Origin of the sequence: Streptomyces similanensis (assembly GCF_039543625.1) — a bacterium.
GTDB lineage: Bacteria > Actinomycetota > Actinomycetes > Streptomycetales > Streptomycetaceae > Streptomyces > Streptomyces similanensis.
Genome location: NZ_BAABKC010000104.1, coordinates 1 through 17,003, shown reverse-complemented (window position 1 = coordinate 17,003; position 17,003 = coordinate 1). Strand labels below are relative to the sequence as shown.

At 72.9% G+C, this 17,003-nt stretch carries 15 protein-coding genes; 13 read left to right on the top strand and 2 right to left on the bottom strand.

Annotation, left to right across the window (positions count from 1 at the left end):
- Positions 1 to 37 precede the first annotated feature (37 nt).
- Positions 38 to 700 (bottom strand): bifunctional DNA primase/polymerase, encoded by a 663-nt coding sequence (locus tag ABEB07_RS30145; protein ID WP_345671234.1) that lies wholly within the window; start codon positions 698 to 700, stop codon positions 38 to 40.
- A gap of 450 nt (positions 701 to 1,150) precedes the next feature.
- Here ABEB07_RS30145 and nsdA point away from each other — a divergent pair, with 450 nt between their 5' ends.
- The 6 genes from nsdA (at position 1,151) to ftsH (ending at position 11,004) form a co-directional block, all read left to right on the top strand.
- Positions 1,151 to 2,635 carry a transcriptional repressor NsdA gene (gene nsdA, locus ABEB07_RS30140; RefSeq protein WP_345671233.1) on the top strand — a complete coding sequence of 495 codons (1,485 nt, stop codon included), beginning with the start codon at positions 1,151 to 1,153 and terminating at the stop codon, positions 2,633 to 2,635.
- 357 nt (positions 2,636 to 2,992) lie between these two features.
- On the top strand, positions 2,993 to 4,348 hold the full coding sequence (locus ABEB07_RS30135; RefSeq protein ID WP_345671232.1) for an ammonium transporter: 1,356 nt from the start codon (positions 2,993 to 2,995) through the stop codon (positions 4,346 to 4,348).
- On the top strand, positions 4,345 to 4,683 hold the full coding sequence (locus ABEB07_RS30130) for a P-II family nitrogen regulator (RefSeq protein WP_164581697.1): 339 nt from the start codon (positions 4,345 to 4,347) through the stop codon (positions 4,681 to 4,683). The genes ABEB07_RS30135 and ABEB07_RS30130 overlap by 4 nt, the downstream gene beginning before the upstream one ends.
- 25 nt (positions 4,684 to 4,708) lie before the next feature.
- On the top strand, positions 4,709 to 7,177 hold the full coding sequence (locus ABEB07_RS30125) for a [protein-PII] uridylyltransferase (protein WP_345671231.1): 2,469 nt from the start codon (positions 4,709 to 4,711) through the stop codon (positions 7,175 to 7,177).
- A gap of 117 nt (positions 7,178 to 7,294) precedes the next feature.
- Positions 7,295 to 8,845, top strand: coding sequence for a signal recognition particle protein (gene ffh, locus ABEB07_RS30120; protein ID WP_345671230.1), 1,551 nt, complete (start codon positions 7,295 to 7,297; stop codon positions 8,843 to 8,845).
- A gap of 98 nt (positions 8,846 to 8,943) precedes the next feature.
- Positions 8,944 to 11,004 (top strand): ATP-dependent zinc metalloprotease FtsH, encoded by a 2,061-nt coding sequence (ftsH, locus tag ABEB07_RS30115; RefSeq protein ID WP_345671228.1) that lies wholly within the window; start codon positions 8,944 to 8,946, stop codon positions 11,002 to 11,004.
- Positions 11,005 to 11,047: 43 nt separating this feature from the next.
- Here the strand turns inward: ftsH and ABEB07_RS30110 are convergent, their stop codons facing one another.
- On the bottom strand, positions 11,048 to 11,902 hold the full coding sequence (locus tag ABEB07_RS30110; RefSeq protein ID WP_345671227.1) for a class I SAM-dependent methyltransferase: 855 nt from the start codon (positions 11,900 to 11,902) through the stop codon (positions 11,048 to 11,050).
- A gap of 578 nt (positions 11,903 to 12,480) precedes the next feature.
- On the opposite strand from ABEB07_RS30110, the gene ABEB07_RS30105 reads away from it, so the two are divergent.
- The 7 genes from ABEB07_RS30105 (at position 12,481) to lepB (ending at position 16,927) form a co-directional block, all read left to right on the top strand.
- On the top strand, positions 12,481 to 13,083 hold the full coding sequence (locus ABEB07_RS30105) for a hypothetical protein (RefSeq protein WP_176150672.1): 603 nt from the start codon (positions 12,481 to 12,483) through the stop codon (positions 13,081 to 13,083).
- Between the two features lie 312 nt (positions 13,084 to 13,395).
- Positions 13,396 to 13,818: a 30S ribosomal protein S16 gene (gene rpsP / locus ABEB07_RS30100; RefSeq protein WP_176150673.1), complete on the top strand. Its 423-nt coding sequence runs from the start codon at positions 13,396 to 13,398 to the stop codon at positions 13,816 to 13,818.
- A gap of 5 nt (positions 13,819 to 13,823) precedes the next feature.
- The gene (locus tag ABEB07_RS30095; protein ID WP_009190870.1) at positions 13,824 to 14,063 is read left to right on the top strand and encodes an RNA-binding protein; all 240 of its coding nucleotides are present in this window, start codon (positions 13,824 to 13,826) and stop codon (positions 14,061 to 14,063) included.
- Positions 14,064 to 14,204: 141 nt separating this feature from the next.
- The gene (rimM, locus tag ABEB07_RS30090; protein ID WP_345671226.1) at positions 14,205 to 14,834 is read left to right on the top strand and encodes a ribosome maturation factor RimM; all 630 of its coding nucleotides are present in this window, start codon (positions 14,205 to 14,207) and stop codon (positions 14,832 to 14,834) included.
- Positions 14,834 to 15,667 (top strand): tRNA (guanosine(37)-N1)-methyltransferase TrmD, encoded by an 834-nt coding sequence (trmD, locus tag ABEB07_RS30085; protein ID WP_345671225.1) that lies wholly within the window; start codon positions 14,834 to 14,836, stop codon positions 15,665 to 15,667. The genes rimM and trmD overlap by 1 nt, the downstream gene beginning before the upstream one ends.
- 132 nt (positions 15,668 to 15,799) lie before the next feature.
- The gene (gene rplS / locus ABEB07_RS30080) at positions 15,800 to 16,150 is read left to right on the top strand and encodes a 50S ribosomal protein L19 (protein ID WP_164589116.1); all 351 of its coding nucleotides are present in this window, start codon (positions 15,800 to 15,802) and stop codon (positions 16,148 to 16,150) included.
- 45 nt (positions 16,151 to 16,195) lie between these two features.
- Positions 16,196 to 16,927 (top strand): signal peptidase I, encoded by a 732-nt coding sequence (gene lepB, locus ABEB07_RS30075; protein ID WP_345671223.1) that lies wholly within the window; start codon positions 16,196 to 16,198, stop codon positions 16,925 to 16,927.
- Positions 16,928 to 17,003 lie beyond the last annotated feature (76 nt).

The following is a 17,003-nucleotide window of genomic DNA, read 5'->3' as shown; positions in this document are numbered from 1 at the left end:
GCTGTCGTATGAGCGGGCCGGGTGCGGGACGCGCGGGCTACGCCCGTGAGCGGTGCGCCACGTACGCCAGGGTGCCCAGCAGCAGCCGGGCCTCCGGCGGGTTGGCGGTGTCCAGGGCGGGCGGCCTGAGCCAGCGGACCGGGCCGCGGCCGCCCCGGTCGGAGGGCGGGGCCGTCAGGTGCGCACCCGGGCCGAGACCGCGCAGGTCGAGTGCGGCCGGGTCGTCCCAGCCCATCCGGTAGAGCAGCCCGGGCAGCTCGGCGGCGGCCCCGGGGGCGACGAAGAAGTGGGCGCGGCCGTCGGGGGAGACGGTCACCGGGCCGAGCGGCAGGCCCATGCGCTCCATCCGGGCCAGCGCGCACCGCCCGGTCGGCTCGGCCACCTCGATCGCGTCGAACGCCCGCCCGACCGCCAGCATCACCGCGGCCCCCGGCACCTCGGCCCACGCCGCGGCGACCTCGTCCAGCGTGGAGCCGGCCGGGACGACGGGGGCGAACTCCAGCGGGTGCGCGCCGGGCGCCGGACAGTTAGAGCGGCCGCACGAGCAGGCGCGGCCGACGGCCCGCGCGCCGGGCGCCACGTCCCAGCCCCACAGCCCCGTGTACTCGGCCACCGCCGTGCACTCCGACGAGCGGTACGGCCGGCCGCGGCGTCGCGTGCCGGAACGGATCTCGCGCATGCCGCCGATGGTGAACCCCATGCCCCCTCCAACGGGTCCGCCGCCCCGATGGTTACGCGGCGGATGCGGTCGGTGACTCTCCGTCTCCCTGTCCCATCCCCGGCCTCGCGGCGTTCAGACGGCGCTCAGGGGCATGCGGGGTGGTGCGGTCGTCGACGCGCGCCGTCCCGTGCACCGTTCCACCCCGTCGTGGACGTGTGATGTCAAGTGAATCGCGTCGTGGCCGCCGAGAGTTCATTCGAAGGGGTGGCGAATGGTGGCGTTTCCTGGACCGCCATGGTCATCACGGTGATCGTGGGATTACTGTGAGTGCACGAGTCCCGGGGGTCCATGCACTCGTGGGTATGCCGGAGGCAAGTCGCCTTCCCGTTCGACGGCTGAGAAGCGACGGACGGACAGCGGAGCCGACCGGCATTCTGATAGGGCTTGGCGCACTCGGTGACAAGTGGTCTCAGGAATGGGGGCGTTCCAGTGAGCGGCAACGGCGGTGGCGGGACGAACACTGCGAGCGGGGACAAGCGACCGAACGAACTGCTCTCCTCGTGGTTCGTCCGCAGCGGCTGGTCCAAGGGCGAGCTGGCCCGCCAGGTCAACCGCCGGGCCCGGCAGCTGGGCGCCCACCACATCTCCACCGACACTTCCCGCGTGCGCCGCTGGCTGGACGGCGAGAACCCGCGCGAGCCCATCCCGAGGATCCTGTCCGAGCTGTTCTCCGAGCGCTTCGGCTGCGTGGTCTCGGTGGAGGACCTGGGCCTGCGCACCGCCCGCCAGGCACCCTCCGTGACCGGCGTCGACCTGCCCTGGACCGGCCCGCAGACCGTGGCGCTGCTCAGCGAGTTCTCCCGCAGCGACCTGATGCTGGCCCGGCGCGGCTTCCTCGGCACCTCGCTGGCGCTCTCCGCCGGCCCGTCCCTGATCGAGCCGCTGCAGCGCTGGCTCGTGCCCACGCCCCCGGCCCCGGCGCGCGAGCCGGAACCGGCCGCCGCCTCCCGCCGCCCCGGCCGGCTCTCCCGCCCCGAACTGGAGCTGCTGGAGACCACCACGAAGATGTTCCGGCAGTGGGACGCCCAGTGCGGCGGCGGCCTGCGCCGCAAGGCGGTCGTCGGCCAGCTGCACGAGGTCACCGACCTCCTCCAGGAGCCCCAGCCCGAGGCCACCACCCGGCGCCTGTTCAAGGTCGCCGCCGAACTGGCCGAACTGGCCGGCTGGATGAGCTACGACGTCGGACTCCAGCCCACCGCGCAGAAGTACTTCGTACTCGCCCTGCACGCCGCCAAGGAGGCCGGCGACAAGCCGCTCGGCTCCTACGTGCTGTCCAGCATGAGCCGGCAGATGATCCACCTCGGCCGCCCCGACGACGCGCTGGAACTCATCCACCTCGCCCAGTACGGCAGCCGCGACTGCGCCGGCCCGCGCACCCAGTCGATGCTGTATGCGATGGAGGCCCGCGCCTACGCCAACATGGGGCAGCCCGGCCGCTGCAAGCGCGCGGTCCGGATGGCCGAGGACTCCTTCGCCGACGCCGAGGAATGGGACGAGCCCGACCCCGACTGGATCCGCTTCTTTTCCGAGGCCGAGCTGCACGGCGAGAACAGCCACTCCTTCCGCGACCTCGCCTACGTCGCCGGCCGCAGCCCCGCCTATGCCTCCCTGGCCCAGCCCCTGATGGAGCGGGCCGTGCGGCTGTTCGCCGAGGACGCCGAGCACCAGCGCTCCTACGCGCTCAACCTCATCGGCATGGCCACCGTCCACCTGCTCCAGCGCGAGCCCGAGCACAGCACCGAGTACGTCACCCAGGCCATGAAGGTGGCCAAGAAGGTCCGCTCCGAGCGCGTGAACACCCGCATCCGCAAGACCGTCGACAACGCCGTACGCGACTTCGGCGACCTCAGCGAGGTCATCGACCTCACCGAGCAGCTCGCCGCCGAGTTACCGGAGACCGCCGAAACCGGCTGAGACGCCGGTGCCACCCCGAGAACCCCGGCCGCGGCCGGCCCTCCCGAACTGCCCGACTCGGCTCCCCCGCCAGGTCATCGGAAGGCCGCCGCGGCCGGTTTCGTCTCCTCCGCCCCGTGGCCCGGTGCCCCGGCCGGCCCGCACCCGCCCGTGCACCGGCCCACACCCGCGATTCACCGACGCGTAACACGGCAGGCTCCTTCGTCACCCCCGCGAAACAACGGGGGGCGCCCACCGAAACCGCGCTGCGCCAATCTCATGGCGCATAACCGGCCCACCCCTCCTGGCCGGGAATCGCTTCCCGGACCGCGCAAGGCTTCGCCCGCACGGGGCCGTACCCAAGACGAGGAGACGCCGATGGCACCAGCCATCATGCTTGCGGCGGACGCACCCAAGCTGTCGTCCGCCAACACAGGCTTCATGCTCATCTGTTCCGCCCTGGTGATGCTGATGACCCCGGGTCTGGCCTTCTTCTACGGAGGCATGGTCCGCGTCAAGAGCACCCTCAACATGCTGATGATGAGCTTCATCAGCCTCGGGATCATCACCATCCTCTGGGTCCTCTACGGCTTCTCCATGGCCTTCGGCACCGACCACGGCTCACTCGTCGGCTGGAGCTCCGACTACGTCGGCTTCGGCGGGATCGGCAAGACGGACCTGTGGCCCGGCTACACCATCCCGGTCTTCGTCTTCGCCGTCTTCCAGCTGATGTTCGCGATCATCACACCCGCCCTGATCAGCGGCGCCCTGGCCGACCGGGTGAAGTTCACCGCCTGGTCGCTGTTCACGGTGCTGTGGGCCACGATCGTGTACTTCCCGGTCGCCCACTGGGTCTGGGGCACCGGCGGCTGGGCCTTCGACCTCGGCGTGATCGACTTCGCCGGCGGCACCGCCGTGCACATCAACGCCGGTGCGGCGGCGCTCGGCGTGATCCTCGTCATCGGCAAGCGCGTCGGCTTCCGCAAGGACCCGATGCGCCCGCACAGCCTCCCGCTGGTCATGCTCGGCTCCGGACTGCTGTGGTTCGGCTGGTTCGGCTTCAACGCCGGCTCCTGGCTCGGCAACGACGACGGCGTCGGTCCGCTGATGTTCGTCAACACCCAGGTCGCCACCGCCGCCGCCATGCTCGCCTGGCTCGGCTACGAGAAGATCCGGCACGGCGCGTGCACCACCCTGGGCGCCGCCTCCGGCGCGGTCGCGGGCCTGGTCGCCATCACCCCCTCCGGCGGCGCGGTCTCCCCGCTCGGCGCGATCGCGGTCGGCGTCATCGCCGGCGTCCTGTGCGCCATGGCGGTCGGCCTGAAGTACCGGTTCGGCTACGACGACTCCCTGGACGTCGTCGGCGTCCACATGGTCGGCGGCGTCATCGGCTCCCTGCTGATCGGCCTGTTCGCCAGCGGCGCCGGCCAGTCCGACGTCAAGGGCCTCTTCTACGGCGGCGGCCTGGACCAGTTCTGGAAGCAGTGCGCCGGCGTCTTCGCGGTCCTCGCCTACTCGCTGATCGCCTCCGCCGTCCTCGCCCTCCTGATCGACAAGACCATCGGGATGCGCGTCCCCGAGGACGACGAGATCTCCGGCATCGACCGCGCCGAGCACGCCGAGACCGCGTACGACTTCACCGGCGCCGGCGGCGGCGTCATCTCCGCCGGGCCCACCGCCGCCTCCCAGGGCGGCGCGACGCAGAGCAAGCCGAGCAAGAAGGTGGACGCATGAAGCTCATCACCGCCGTCGTCAAGCCGCACCGGCTCGACGAGATCAAGGAGGCCCTCCAGACCTTCGGCGTCCACGGCCTCACCGTCACCGAGGCCAGCGGCTACGGCCGCCAGCGCGGCCACACCGAGGTCTACCGCGGCGCCGAGTACACCGTCGACCTGGTGCCCAAGATCCGCATCGAGGTGCTGGCCGAGGACGACGACGCCGAACAGCTCATCGAAGTCGTCGTCAAGGCGGCCCGGACGGGCAAGATCGGAGACGGCAAGGTCTGGTCCCTGCCGGTCGAGACGGCCGTACGGGTGCGCACCGGCGAACGCGGCCCGGACGCGCTCTGAGCGCCACGAGGACAGGAGTCGCCGGGTGACGGACACCGACACGCGCAACGAAGCAGAGGACTCGGGACCCAGCGGCTACGCGGCGGCCCGGCTGCGCCTCCTCACCGAGGAGGCGCGGTCCGGGCCGCCGCGCCGTGCCGCCCTCGCCGCCCTCACCGACGACTGGCTGGCCGGCCTGCACGCCGCGGCCGCCCAGGGCCTGCCCGGGGTGTCCCTGATCGCCGTCGGCGGCTACGGTCGCGGCGAACTCTCCCCGCGCAGCGACCTCGACCTGCTCCTGCTGCACGACGGCACCGCCCCCGAAGCGGTCGCCGCCCTCGCCGACCGCCTCTGGTACCCCGTGTGGGATCTCGGGCTCGCCCTCGACCACTCCGTCCGCACCCCGGCCGAGGCCCGCAGGACGGCCGCCGACGACCTCAAGGTCCAGCTCGGCCTGCTGGACGCCCGGCACCTGGCCGGCGACCGCGGCCTGACCACCGCGCTGCGCACCCAGATCCTCGCCGACTGGCGCAACCAGGCCCCCAAACGCCTGCCCGAACTGCGGGAACTGTGCGCGCGGCGCGCCGAACGCCAGGGCGAACTCCAGTACCTGCTGGAACCCGACCTCAAGGAGGCCCGCGGCGGCCTGCGCGACGCCACCGCCCTGCGCGCCGTCGCCGCCTCCTGGCTCGCCGACGCCCCCCGCGAGGGCCTCGCCGCCGCCCGCCGCCGGCTGCTCGACGTACGCGACGCCCTCCACCTGACCACCGGCCGCGCCACCGACCGGCTCGCCCTCCAGGAACAGGACCAGGTGGCCGAACACCTCGGCCTCCTGGACGCCGACACCCTGCTGCGCCAGGTCTACGAGGCCGCCCGCGTCATCTCCTACGCCGCCGACGTCACCTGGCGCGAAGTGGGCCGCGTCCTGGCCGCGCGCGCCGTGCGGCCCAGGCTGCGCGCCCTGCTCGGCGGCGGGAGGACCAGCGCCGCCGAGCGGACCCCGCTCGCCGAAGGCGTCGTGGAACAGGACGGCGAGGCCGTCCTCGCCCGCACCGCACGCCCCGAACGCGACCCGGTCCTCCCGCTGCGCGCCGCTGCCGCCGCCGCCCAGGCCGGACTGCCGCTCTCCCTGCACGCCGTACGGCGCCTGGCCGCCGCCGCGCGCCCGCTGCCCACGCCCTGGCCGGCCGAGGCCCGCGAACAGCTCGTCACCCTGCTCGGCTCCGGCCGCCCCACCGTCCAGGTCTGGGAGGCCCTGGAGGCGGAGGGCGTGATCAGCAGGCTGCTGCCCGACTGGGAGCGGGTGCGCTGCCGCCCGCAGCGCAACGCCGTCCACGTCTGGACCGTCGACCGCCATCTGATCGAGACGGCGGTGCGCGCCGCCGGCTTCACCCGCCGCGTCCACCGCCCCGACCTGCTGCTCGCCGCCGCGCTGCTGCACGACATCGGCAAGGGCTGGCCCGGCGACCACTCCGTGGCCGGCGAGACCATCGCCCGCGACGTGGCCGGGCGGATCGGCTTCGACCACGCCGACGCGGCCGTGCTCGCCACCCTCGTCCGCCACCACCTGCTCCTCGTGGAGACCGCCACCCGCCGCGACCTGGACGACCCCGCCACCGTCCGCGCCGTCGCCGAGACGGTCGGCGCCCAGGGCACCCTGGAACTGCTGCACGCCCTGACCGAGGCCGACGCCCTGGCCACCGGCCCGGCCGCCTGGTCCTCCTGGCGCGCCTCCCTCGTCGCCGACCTGGTCCGCCGGGTCGCCGCCCTCCTCGCGGGCGAGGAGCCCGAGACCCCGGAACCGGCCGCCGCGCCCACCGCCGAACAGGAACGGCTCGCCGTCGAGGCATTCCGCACCGGCGGCCCGGTCCTCACCCTGCGCCCCCAGGCCGGAGCCCCGGACGAGGACGGGAACCCCGCGGACCCCGCGCGCGAGCCCGAGCCCCTCGGCGTCGAACTGCTCCTCGCCGTCCCCGACCAGCCCGGAGTGCTGCCCGCGGTGGCCGGCGTCCTCGCCGTGCACCGGCTGACCGTCCGCACGGCCGAACTGCGCTCCCTGGAACTGCCCGACGGCGTCGACGACTCCACCGTCCTGCTGCTGAACTGGCGCGTCGCCGCCGAGTACGGCTCGCTGCCGCAGGCCGCCCGGCTCCGCGCCGACCTGGTCCGGGCGCTGGACGGCAGCCTGGACGTCGCCGGCCGGCTCGCCGAGCGCGACGCCGCCTATCCGCGCCGCCGCGGCGTGCCGCCGCCCCCGCCGCGGGTGACGGTCGCCCCGGCCGCCTCCCGGCACGCCACCGTCATCGAGGTCCGCGCCCAGGACGCGCCCGGCCTGCTGTTCCGCCTCGGCCAGTCCCTGGAGGACGCGAAGGTACGGGTGCGCAGCGCGCACGTCTCCACGCTGGGCGCCAACGCGGTGGACGCCTTCTACGTCACCGCCCTGGACGGCACCCCGCTCCCGGACGAGGAGGCCGCCTCGGTGGCCCGGCGGCTGGAGGAGACGCTGCGGGGGTGACCCGCTTTCGGAGGTTCGTTCCCTTCCGTCGGAGACGGGCGGGAACGAATCGCTTGCGGGGGCGGATACCCTGGAGGGCAGCCCAAGACGACCCCTACCCCGAGGACCGACGCCGCCGTGTTCGATACTCTCTCCGATCGCCTCTCAGCGACTTTCAAGAGCCTGCGTGGCAAGGGGCGGCTGACCGAGGCGGACATCGACGCCACGGCTCGCGAGATCCGCATCGCCCTCCTCGAAGCGGACGTGGCCCTCCCGGTCGTCCGCACGTTCATCAAGAACGTCAAGGAGCGCGCCCTCGGGGCCGAGGTCTCCAAGGCCCTGAACCCCGCCCAGCAGGTCCTCAAGATCGTCAACGACGAGCTGGTGACCATCCTGGGCGGCGAGACCCGCCGGCTGCGCTTCGCCAAGCAGCCGCCCACCGTGATCATGCTGGCCGGCCTCCAGGGCGCCGGCAAGACCACACTGGCGGGCAAGCTGGGCCGCTGGCTCAAGGAGCAGGGCCACTCCCCGCTGCTGGTCGCCTGCGACCTCCAGCGCCCCAACGCCGTCAACCAGCTCAGCGTCGTCGCCGAGCGCGCCGGCGTGGCCGTCTACGCCCCCGAGCCGGGCAACGGCGTGGGCGACCCGGTCAAGGTCGCCAAGGACTCCATCGAGTTCGCCAAGTCCAAGGTCCACGACATCGTGATCGTGGACACCGCCGGCCGCCTGGGCATCGACCAGGAGATGATGCGGCAGGCCGCGGACATCCGGGACGCGGTCGGCCCCGACGAGATCCTCTTCGTCGTCGACGCGATGATCGGCCAGGACGCGGTCAACACCGCGGAGGCCTTCCGCGACGGCGTCGGCTTCGACGGCGTGGTGCTCTCCAAGCTCGACGGCGACGCCCGCGGCGGCGCGGCCCTGTCGATCCGGCAGATCACCGGCAAGCCGATCATGTTCGCGTCCAACGGGGAGAAGCTCGACGAGTTCGACGCCTTCCACCCGGACCGGATGGCCTCCCGCATCCTCGACATGGGCGACCTGCTCACCCTGATCGAGCAGGCGGAGAAGACGTTCAGTCAGGAAGAGGCCGAGAAGATGGCCTCCAAGCTGGCGTCGAAGAAGGGCCAGGACTTCACCCTGGACGACTTCCTGTCCCAGATGGAGCAGGTCAGGAAGATGGGCAGCATCAGCAAGCTGCTCGGGATGCTGCCCGGCATGGGGCAGATCAAGGACCAGATCAACAACATCGACGAGCGCGACGTCGACCGCACCGCCGCGATCATCAAGTCGATGACCCCCGGCGAGCGCCAGGACCCGACGATCATCAACGGCTCCCGCCGGGCCCGTATCGCCAAGGGCTCCGGTGTCGAGGTCAGCGCCGTCAAGAACCTGGTCGAGCGGTTCTTCGAGGCCCGCAAGATGATGTCCCGGATGGCCCAGGGCGGCGGCATGCCCGGCATGCCGGGGATCCCGGGCATGGGCGGCGGCCCCGGCCGCGCCAAGAAGCAGCCGAAGAAGGCCAAGGGCAAGCAGCGCTCGGGCAACCCGATGAAGCGCAAGCAGCAGGAGCAGGAGGAGGCCGCGCGCCGCGCCGCCGCGGCCCAGGGCGGCGGCGCCCTCGGACTGCCGCAGCAGGGCGCCGAGGACTTCGAGCTGCCCGACGAGTTCAAGAAGTTCATGGGCTAGCGGTTCCCCCGCGGTCACGGCGTCGAGGGCGTCCCTTCCATGGGGAAGGGGCGCCCTCAGCGCGTGCCAGGGTCGGCTATCTGCCGTAACGTCCAGATATGAGCAACGCCGCGCCACCACGCAAGGCACCGGACCAGCCGTGGCGCACCGAGGGCACGCCGGACCAGCCGCCGAAGCGGCCCGGCGGTCGCCGGATGCGCGGCAGATGGTGGGGTCTGCTGGTCACCGCGGTGATCGTCTTCCTGCTGGCCTACGGCGGGCTGAGCTACTACAGCGGCGGCGGCGAGCCGACGATCTCGTACACCGAGTTCAGCCGGCAGGTCGACACGGGCAACGTCGGCAAGATCTACGCCAAGGGCGACGCCATCCAGGGCCAGCTGAAGACGGCGCGGACCAAGCCCGGCGGCCACGGCACGTACACGAAGTTCCGCACCCAGCGGCCGTCGTTCGCGGACGACCGGCTCTGGCAGAGTCTGAGCGGCCACGGCGTCACGGTGACCGCGCAGCCGGTCGTGCAGGAGCGCGGACTGCTGTCCAACCTGCTGCTGTCGCTCGCGCCGATCGCGGTCCTCGCGGTGCTGTGGGTCTTCTTCGCCCGGCGGATCGGCGCGGGCCTCGGCGGCGCGGGCGGGCTGCTGGGCCGCAAGGCGCCGCCCCGGCCGGTCGAGCTGCAGCCGGGCACCCAGCGCACCACGTTCGCCGACGTGGCCGGCATCGACGAGGTCAAGGGCGAGCTGGACGACGTCGTCGACTTCCTCAAGCATCCCGACGACTACCGCCGCATGGGCGCCAAGATGCCCCGCGGCGTGCTGCTCACGGGGCCGCCGGGCACCGGCAAGACGCTGCTGGCGCGGGCCGTGGCGGGCGAGGCGGGGGTGCCGTTCTTCTCCGCCTCAGCGTCCGAGTTCATCGAGATGATCGTCGGCGTCGGCGCCTCGCGGGTGCGCGAGCTGTTCGCGGAGGCCCGCAAGGTGGCCCCGTCGATCATCTTCATCGACGAGATCGACACCATCGGCCGGGCGCGCGGCGGCGGCGCGTCGATGGGCGGCCACGACGAGCGCGAGCAGACGCTGAACCAGATCCTGACCGAGATGGACGGCTTCTCCGGCTCCGAGGGCGTGATCGTCCTGGCCGCCACCAACCGGGCCGACGTCCTGGACCCGGCGCTGACCCGGCCGGGCCGCTTCGACCGGCTGGTGCAGGTGGCGCCGCCGGACCGGGGCGGCCGCGAGTCGATCCTGCGGATCCACACCCGGGAGATCCCGCTCGCCCCCGACGTCGACCTGGGCCGGGTGGCCCGCACCACCCCCGGCATGACCGGCGCCGAACTGGCCAACCTCGCCAACGAGGCCGCGCTGCTCGCGGTCAAGCGGCGCCAGCGGGAGGTCACGCAGACCGACTTCTCCCAGGCCCTGGAGAAGGTCCAGCTCGGTGCGGAACGCGCCCTGGTGATGCCGGAGGAGGAGCGCCGGCGCACCGCGTACCACGAGAGCGGGCACGCGCTGCTCGGCATGCTCCAGCCCGGCGCCGACCCGGTCCGCAAGATCACCATCGTGCCGCGCGGGCGGGCGCTCGGCGTGACCCTGTCGACGCCCGAGTCCGACAAGTACGCGTACACCGAGGAGTACCTGCGCGGCCGGATCATCGGCGCGCTCGGCGGCATGGCGGCCGAACACGTGGTCTACGACGTGATCACGACGGGTTCCGAGAGCGACCTCGAACAGGTCACCAACATCGCGCGCGGGATGGTGGCCCGCTGGGGCATGAGCGAGCACCTGGGCCGGCTCTCGGCGCTGCCGAACGACGCCCAGCAGGCGTACGGGCTCGCCGCCGCCCCGCAGACCCTGGACGCCATCGACACCGAGATGCGGCGCATCGTCGACGAGTGCTACGAGGAGGCGTGCCACAAGCTGCGCGACCACCGGCCTCAGCTGGACGCGCTGGCAGCGGCCCTGCTGGAGAACGAGACCCTGGAGGAGGCCGACGCCTACCGGGTGGCCGGGATCACGCGCCTGAAGAAGGACCTGGAGGCGGAGGCGGAGCCGGTGCCCGAGCCGGACGGCCGGGGCGAGGAGGGCCGGGAGCACCGGGGCGGCCGGGACCACCGGGACGGTCCGGACGACCGGGACGGTCCCGGCCGCGGCGCGCACCCGGCGTGATCCGGCCACCACGACCCGGGACCCGGTCGGGGCGTCCGCGCGGTCAGGGCGTCAGCGCGATCAGGTAGCGGAACACGTTCGGCATCCACACCGTGCCGTCGGGCCGCTGGTGGGCGTGCAGGGCCTCGGCCAGCTCCTTGGCGACCTGGCCGGCGTCGCCCGCCTCGACCGCCGCGTCGAACAGCCCGGTGGAGAGCATGCCGCGCACCGCGCTGTCGAGACCGGCGTAGCCGAACGGGCAGGCCACCCGCCCGGAGCCGGCGGGCCGCAGACCGGCGCGCCGGGCCACGTCCTCCAGTCCGTCGCGCGCGGCGGGGCGGGCGGCCTCCGGCCCGCCGACGGCCCGCAGCACCGAGGAGGTGGCGCACCGCTCCGGCGGTCCCCAGCCGGCCAGCACGACGGCCGCCCCGCGCCCGGCGAGCGGCACCGCCGCGGACAGCAGTTCGCTCAGCTGTTCGCCGTCGCCGGGCAGGCACCCGACCGGGTCGAACGCGGTGATCAGGTCGTACGGCGGCCCCGGGACGCCGTCCGGGGTCTTCTCGCCGAGGAGGTCGGTGAGCGGCCCGTCGACGATCCGGACGGTCGCCCGCGCGGGCGCGCCTGCCGGCCGGGGCAGCAGGCGGCGGCGCGCGAGAGCGAGCCGTTCGGGGCAGGAGGGGCCCGCGCCGGTGACCGCCGCCCCTCTGGCAGCCGCCGTCAGCAGGGCCAGCCCGGACCCGCAGCCCAGGGCCAGCAGCCGGGTGCCGGCGCCCACCTCCAGTCGCTCGTACACGGCCTCGTGGAGCGGCACCAGCATCCGCTCCTGGATCTCGGACCAGTCACGCGCGCGTGCACGCGGGTCCGCCCAGGGGCCGGGCCCCGTCGGGGACACGTGCTGACGCACGAGCGTAGGTGTCATGGATAAGCGCCCCAATCCGCCGAGAGTTGCCGCTGTGCGGGTTCCGTGGCCCCCGTGCCGTACGCTCGCACTCCCCGTATGTCAGGTAACTCCCCGCTCCGCACCGCGTCCAGGGGTCGTGGGCCCCTCGATTGCCGGTTTCGGGCGCGCGGGGCGAGATTTCACATCCCGGTAACCGGAGCCTCGACGAGCTGTTTCCGGACACCGGCCGGGCCACCCGATGGTGGGCCGGTGACGGGCCGGTGGCGGGCCGGTGGGACCGGGGCCGGGCCGGTGCCGGACCGGGGGAGCGGGCCCGGTAACGTCACGGGCGCCGGGCACGCCGAGCGAGTGACGCGTTCGCGCGCGAAAGCGGCCGAAACGCCCCTTGCCGCGCCCCGCGCCCCGCGCGTCCCGGGCGGTACACGCCGCGGCGTACGCGGGACTACGCACCAGCTTGATACGAGCTGCGAGGCTTCTCCGCAGATCAGCGCACCCGCCCTCGTCAGGACGCATCAGCGGCAACTGACGGGTACGTGCAAATTATTTGGGATGCCCCGGAATAGGAACACGGCGGCACCTACGCTCGTTGTCATTACGTGAGCACGACACAGACAACACCTGTTCTCGCAGCGGAACTGGCGCAGGCGTGGGCCGACATTCAGCGGAACCACCCCGAACTGCCGGATCTGGCCGCGCCGGAATCCCTGATCGGAGAGTCGTCGTCCGCGTGCGGGCACGAACTCTCCTTCGAGCGACTGCTGCACGAAGCAGTCCACGGCATCGCCGCCGCGCGCGGGGTGCGCGACACCTCCCGCGCCGGCCGCTACCACAACCGCCGGTTCCTCGCCATCGCCGAGGAGATGGGCCTGGACCACCCCGACGAACCGCACCCCAGCAGCGGCTTCTCCCTGGTCACGCTCAACCCCGAGGCCAAGCGGCGCTACCGCCCGACCATGGAACGCCTCCAGCGCGCCCTGAAGGCGCACACCGCGGCCACCTCCGCCGACACCAGCCGCACCTTCCGCGGCCCGGCCGCCCGCCACGGCTCCTCCGGCGGCGGCGTGCGGGTCAAGGCGGTCTGCGACTGCGGCCGCAACGTACGGGTGGTCCCCTCCGTCCTCGCCCAGGCGCCGATCGTGTGCGGCGGGTGCGGCAAGCCGTTCCGGATCCCGGAGACGGTGGGAGCGGCGGCGGGCTGACCGCGTCCGGCATCTCGTGGGTGCCGGACGCACGAGGCGGCACGCCGGGGCGACGGACCCGGCCGGCCCGGCAGCGGCGGGCCCGGCCGCGGAGCCGTCGTGCCGGGCGCCGCCCAGCCCTGCCCGCATACGGGCGATCCGCCCCGCGCCCGATCGGTACGTCGGGGTGTGGCACAATGGCAAGCTGTACTCGACAGCCGCACAGGACCCCTCTCTCCTCCGGCTGACGCGTCCGTCGGGCACTCGGGTACCGCAACCCCACGCGGCGTCTCGCCGTGCCCAACCACGTCAAAACCAGGAGAACCCACTCCCGTGGCAGTCAAGATCAAGCTGAAGCGTCTGGGCAAGATCCGTTCGCCTCACTACCGCATCGTCATCGCCGACTCCCGGACCCGCCGTGACGGCCGGGCCATCGAGGAGATCGGTCTGTACCACCCGGTGCAGAACCCCTCGCGCATCGAGGTCGACGCCGACCGTGTGGCGTACTGGCTCTCCGTCGGCGCCCAGCCGACCGAGCCCGTGCTCGCCATCCTGAAGAAGACCGGCGACTGGCAGAAGTTCAAGGGCGAGCCCGCCCCCGCGCCGCTGCTCCAGCCGCAGGAGAAGGCGTCGCGTCCGTCGTTCGAGGCTCTCGGCGGCGACGACGAGGGCAAGGGTGAGGCGATCACCCAGAAGAAGAAGGCCGAGAAGAAGGACGAGGCCGCCGCCGAGTCCTCCGAGTCGACCGAGGCCTGAGCAGCATGCTCGAAGAGGCGCTTGAGCACCTCGTGAAGGGCATCGTCGACAACCCTGACGATGTGCAGGTCGCCTCGCGCAACCTGCGTCGCGGACGCGTGCTGGAGGTCCGGGTGCATCCCGAGGACCTCGGCAAGGTGATCGGTCGCAACGGCCGTACCGCACGTGCGCTGCGCACCGTCGTGGGCGCCATCGGCGGCCGCGGTGTCCGCGTCGACCTCGTCGACGTGGACCACGTCCGCTGACGCATATCGCAACCGGCTCGGGCCGGGGAGGGCCTTACGGCCGTCCCCGGCCCGAGTCGTGTCAGCGGGACAATCGCATGAGCACCATCGCGGAATACGTGAGCGGAACATGAGCGGAAAGCAGACAGGAGAACTGGACACGTGCAGCTGGTAGTCGCACGGATCGGCCGTGCCCATGGCATCAAGGGCGAGGTCACCGTCGAGGTGCGTACCGACGAGCCGGAGCTGAGGCTCGCGCCCGGCGCCGTACTCGCCACCGAACCCGCCGCCGCGGGCCCGCTGACCATCGAGACCGGCCGTGTCCACAGCGGCCGCCTCCTGCTGCGCTTCGCGGGCGTCGGCGACCGCACCGCCGCCGAGGCCCTGCGCAACACCCTGCTCATCGCCGAGGTGGACCCGGAGGAACTGCCCGAGGACGAGGACGAGTACTACGACCATCAGCTGATGGACCTCGACGTGGTCACCGAGGACGGCACGGCGGTCGGGCGGATCACCGAGATCTCGCACCTGCCCTCGCAGGACCTGTTCATCGTGGAACGCCCCGACGGCAGCGAGGTGATGATCCCCTTCGTCGAGTCGATCGTCACCGAGATCGACCTGGAGGAGCAGCGGGCCGTCATCGCCCCGCCGCCGGGCCTGATCGACGACCGCGCCGAGATCGCCTCCGCACGCGAGGCGGAGCGGGAGCCCGGGGACGGGGCGGAGCGGGAGCCCGGGGACGGGCAGGGGCCGGCCGAGTCCGGGCCGCGCGAGGCCGGGGACGCGTCCTGATGCGCCTCGATGTCGTCACGATCTTCCCCGAGTACCTCGAACCGCTGAACGTCTCCCTGGTCGGCAAGGCACGCGCGCGCGGACAGCTCGACGTGCACGTGCACGACCTGCGCGCCTGGACCCACGACCGCCACAACACCGTCGACGACACGCCCTACGGCGGCGGTCCCGGCATGGTCATGAAGACCGGGCCCTGGGGAGACGCCCTCGACACCGTCCTCGCCGACGGCTACGAGAGCGGCTCGCACGCCCCCGCGCTGATCGTCCCGACGCCCAGCGGCCGGCCGTTCACCCAGGACCTCGCCGTCGAACTCTCCGAGCGCCCCTGGCTGGTCTTCTCCCCGGCCCGCTACGAGGGCATCGACCGCCGGGTCATGGACGAGTACGCCACCCGGATGCCGGTGTACGAGGTCTCCATCGGCGACTACGTGCTGGCCGGCGGCGAGGCGGCCGTCCTGGTCGTCACCGAGGCGGTCGCCCGGCTGCTGCCCGGCGTCCTCGGCAACGCCGAGTCGCACCGCGACGACTCCTTCGCCCCCGGCGCCATGGCGAGCCTGCTGGAAGGCCCCGTGTACACCAAGCCGCCCCAGTGGCGCGGCCGGGACATCCCGGACGTGCTGCTCAGCGGCCACCACGGGAAGATCGCCCGCTGGCGCCGCGACGAGGCCCTGCGGCGCACCACCGCCCACCGGCCCGACCTCGTCGCGCGCTGCGCCCCCGGGGCCTTCGACAAGAAGGACCGCGAGATGCTCTCCATCCTGGGCTGGGCCCCGGACCCCGAGGGCGAGCCGTACGGGCGATTTTGGCGCAGGGCCGACGACGTGGAAGAATAGGCCGCTGCTGTGCGCCGTCCGGCGTGCGCCCCTGCCACAGGGGGACACGACGCCCGCCCCGATCCGCGCGGCACCACCCCAGAACTCCTAGTTCCGTTGATGACCTGTGGCATCAGCGAGGAAAGCAGAGACATGTCTCACCTGCTCGACACCGTCGACGCCGCGTCGGTCCGCGACGACATCCCCGCCTTCCGCCCGGGCGACACGGTCAACGTGCACGTCCGCGTCATCGAGGGCAACCGCTCCCGTGTGCAGCAGTTCAAGGGCGTCGTGATCCGCCGCCAGGGCTCCGGCGTGCGCGAGACCTTCACGGTCCGCAAGGTCTCCTTCTCCGTCGGCGTCGAGCGCACCTTCCCGGTGCACACCCCGATCGTGGAGAAGATCGAGCTCGTCACCCGCGGTGACGTGCGTCGCGCCAAGCTGTACTACCTCCGTGAGCTGCGCGGCAAGGCCGCGAAGATCAAGGAGAAGCGCGACAACTGAGCGCCTTCCGGGGTTCATGGCCGGGGCGGATAGCATTCCGCCCCGATGGACACCGAAGCACAGTCGATGGAGCGCGACCGCTCCTGCCGTCCCCCTGACGCCGGATCCGATGAGATGCCGGACGCACGGGGCCGACAGGGCCGGTCGCGTTCGTCGTTCCCGGCGCGCCTGGCCGACCGGCTCCCCGGCGGGCGGATCACCCTGTCCGCGCTGCTCTGCCTGGCCCTGCTGCTCGCGCTCAACGCGTTCGTGGCCCAGCCGTTCCAGATCCCGAGCGGTTCCATGGAGCCGGGATTGAGGATCGGCGACCGCGTTCTCGTAAACAAGTTGGCGTACCGTTTCGGAGCCGGGCCGCGCCGCGGCGACGTCGTCGTCTTCGACGGCGCCGGGTACTTCGGGGACTCCGACTACGTCAAACGCGTCGTGGGCGTGGGAGGGGACCACGTGGTCTGCTGTGACAAGGAGGACAGGATCGAGGTGAACGGCCGGTCGGTCGACGAGTCGACGTTCCTCCACCCCGGCGACCGCCCCTCCGCGGTGCCCTTCGACGTCGTCGTGCCCGAGGGGACCCTGTTCCTGCTCGGCGACCACCGCGACGACTCCAGCGACTCCCGCGACCACCTGGGCTCGCCGGGCGGCGGCATGATCCCGGTCGGCAACGTCGTCGGCCGGGCCGACTGGATCGCCTGGCCCGCCGGCCACTGGTCCCGGATCACCCGCCCCGCCGCGTACGCGCGCGTGCCCGCGCCGGGTGCCCCGGACGGCGCCCATGGGTAGCCGCGGCAGACCGCGCGGCGGCCCGGCGCGGGCCGCCGCGGCGGGCCTGCTGCCCACCGGGGCCCGGCGCGCCGCC

Excerpts from the sequence above, each read along its gene's own strand:
- ABEB07_RS30145 (WP_345671234.1), bottom strand. The coding sequence starts at position 700 with ATGGGGTTCACCATCGGCGGCATGCGCGAGATCCGTTCCGGCACGCGA.
- ABEB07_RS30135 (WP_345671232.1), top strand. The coding sequence starts at position 2,993 with ATGGCACCAGCCATCATGCTTGCGGCGGACGCACCCAAGCTGTCGTCC.
- ABEB07_RS30130 (WP_164581697.1), top strand. The coding sequence starts at position 4,345 with ATGAAGCTCATCACCGCCGTCGTCAAGCCGCACCGGCTCGACGAGATC.
- ftsH (WP_345671228.1), top strand. The coding sequence starts at position 8,944 with ATGAGCAACGCCGCGCCACCACGCAAGGCACCGGACCAGCCGTGGCGC.
- ABEB07_RS30110 (WP_345671227.1), bottom strand. The coding sequence starts at position 11,902 with ATGACACCTACGCTCGTGCGTCAGCACGTGTCCCCGACGGGGCCCGGC.
- ABEB07_RS30095 (WP_009190870.1), top strand. The coding sequence starts at position 13,824 with ATGCTCGAAGAGGCGCTTGAGCACCTCGTGAAGGGCATCGTCGACAAC.
- trmD (WP_345671225.1), top strand. The coding sequence starts at position 14,834 with ATGCGCCTCGATGTCGTCACGATCTTCCCCGAGTACCTCGAACCGCTG.
- rplS (WP_164589116.1), top strand. The coding sequence starts at position 15,800 with ATGTCTCACCTGCTCGACACCGTCGACGCCGCGTCGGTCCGCGACGAC.
- lepB (WP_345671223.1), top strand. The coding sequence starts at position 16,196 with ATGGACACCGAAGCACAGTCGATGGAGCGCGACCGCTCCTGCCGTCCC.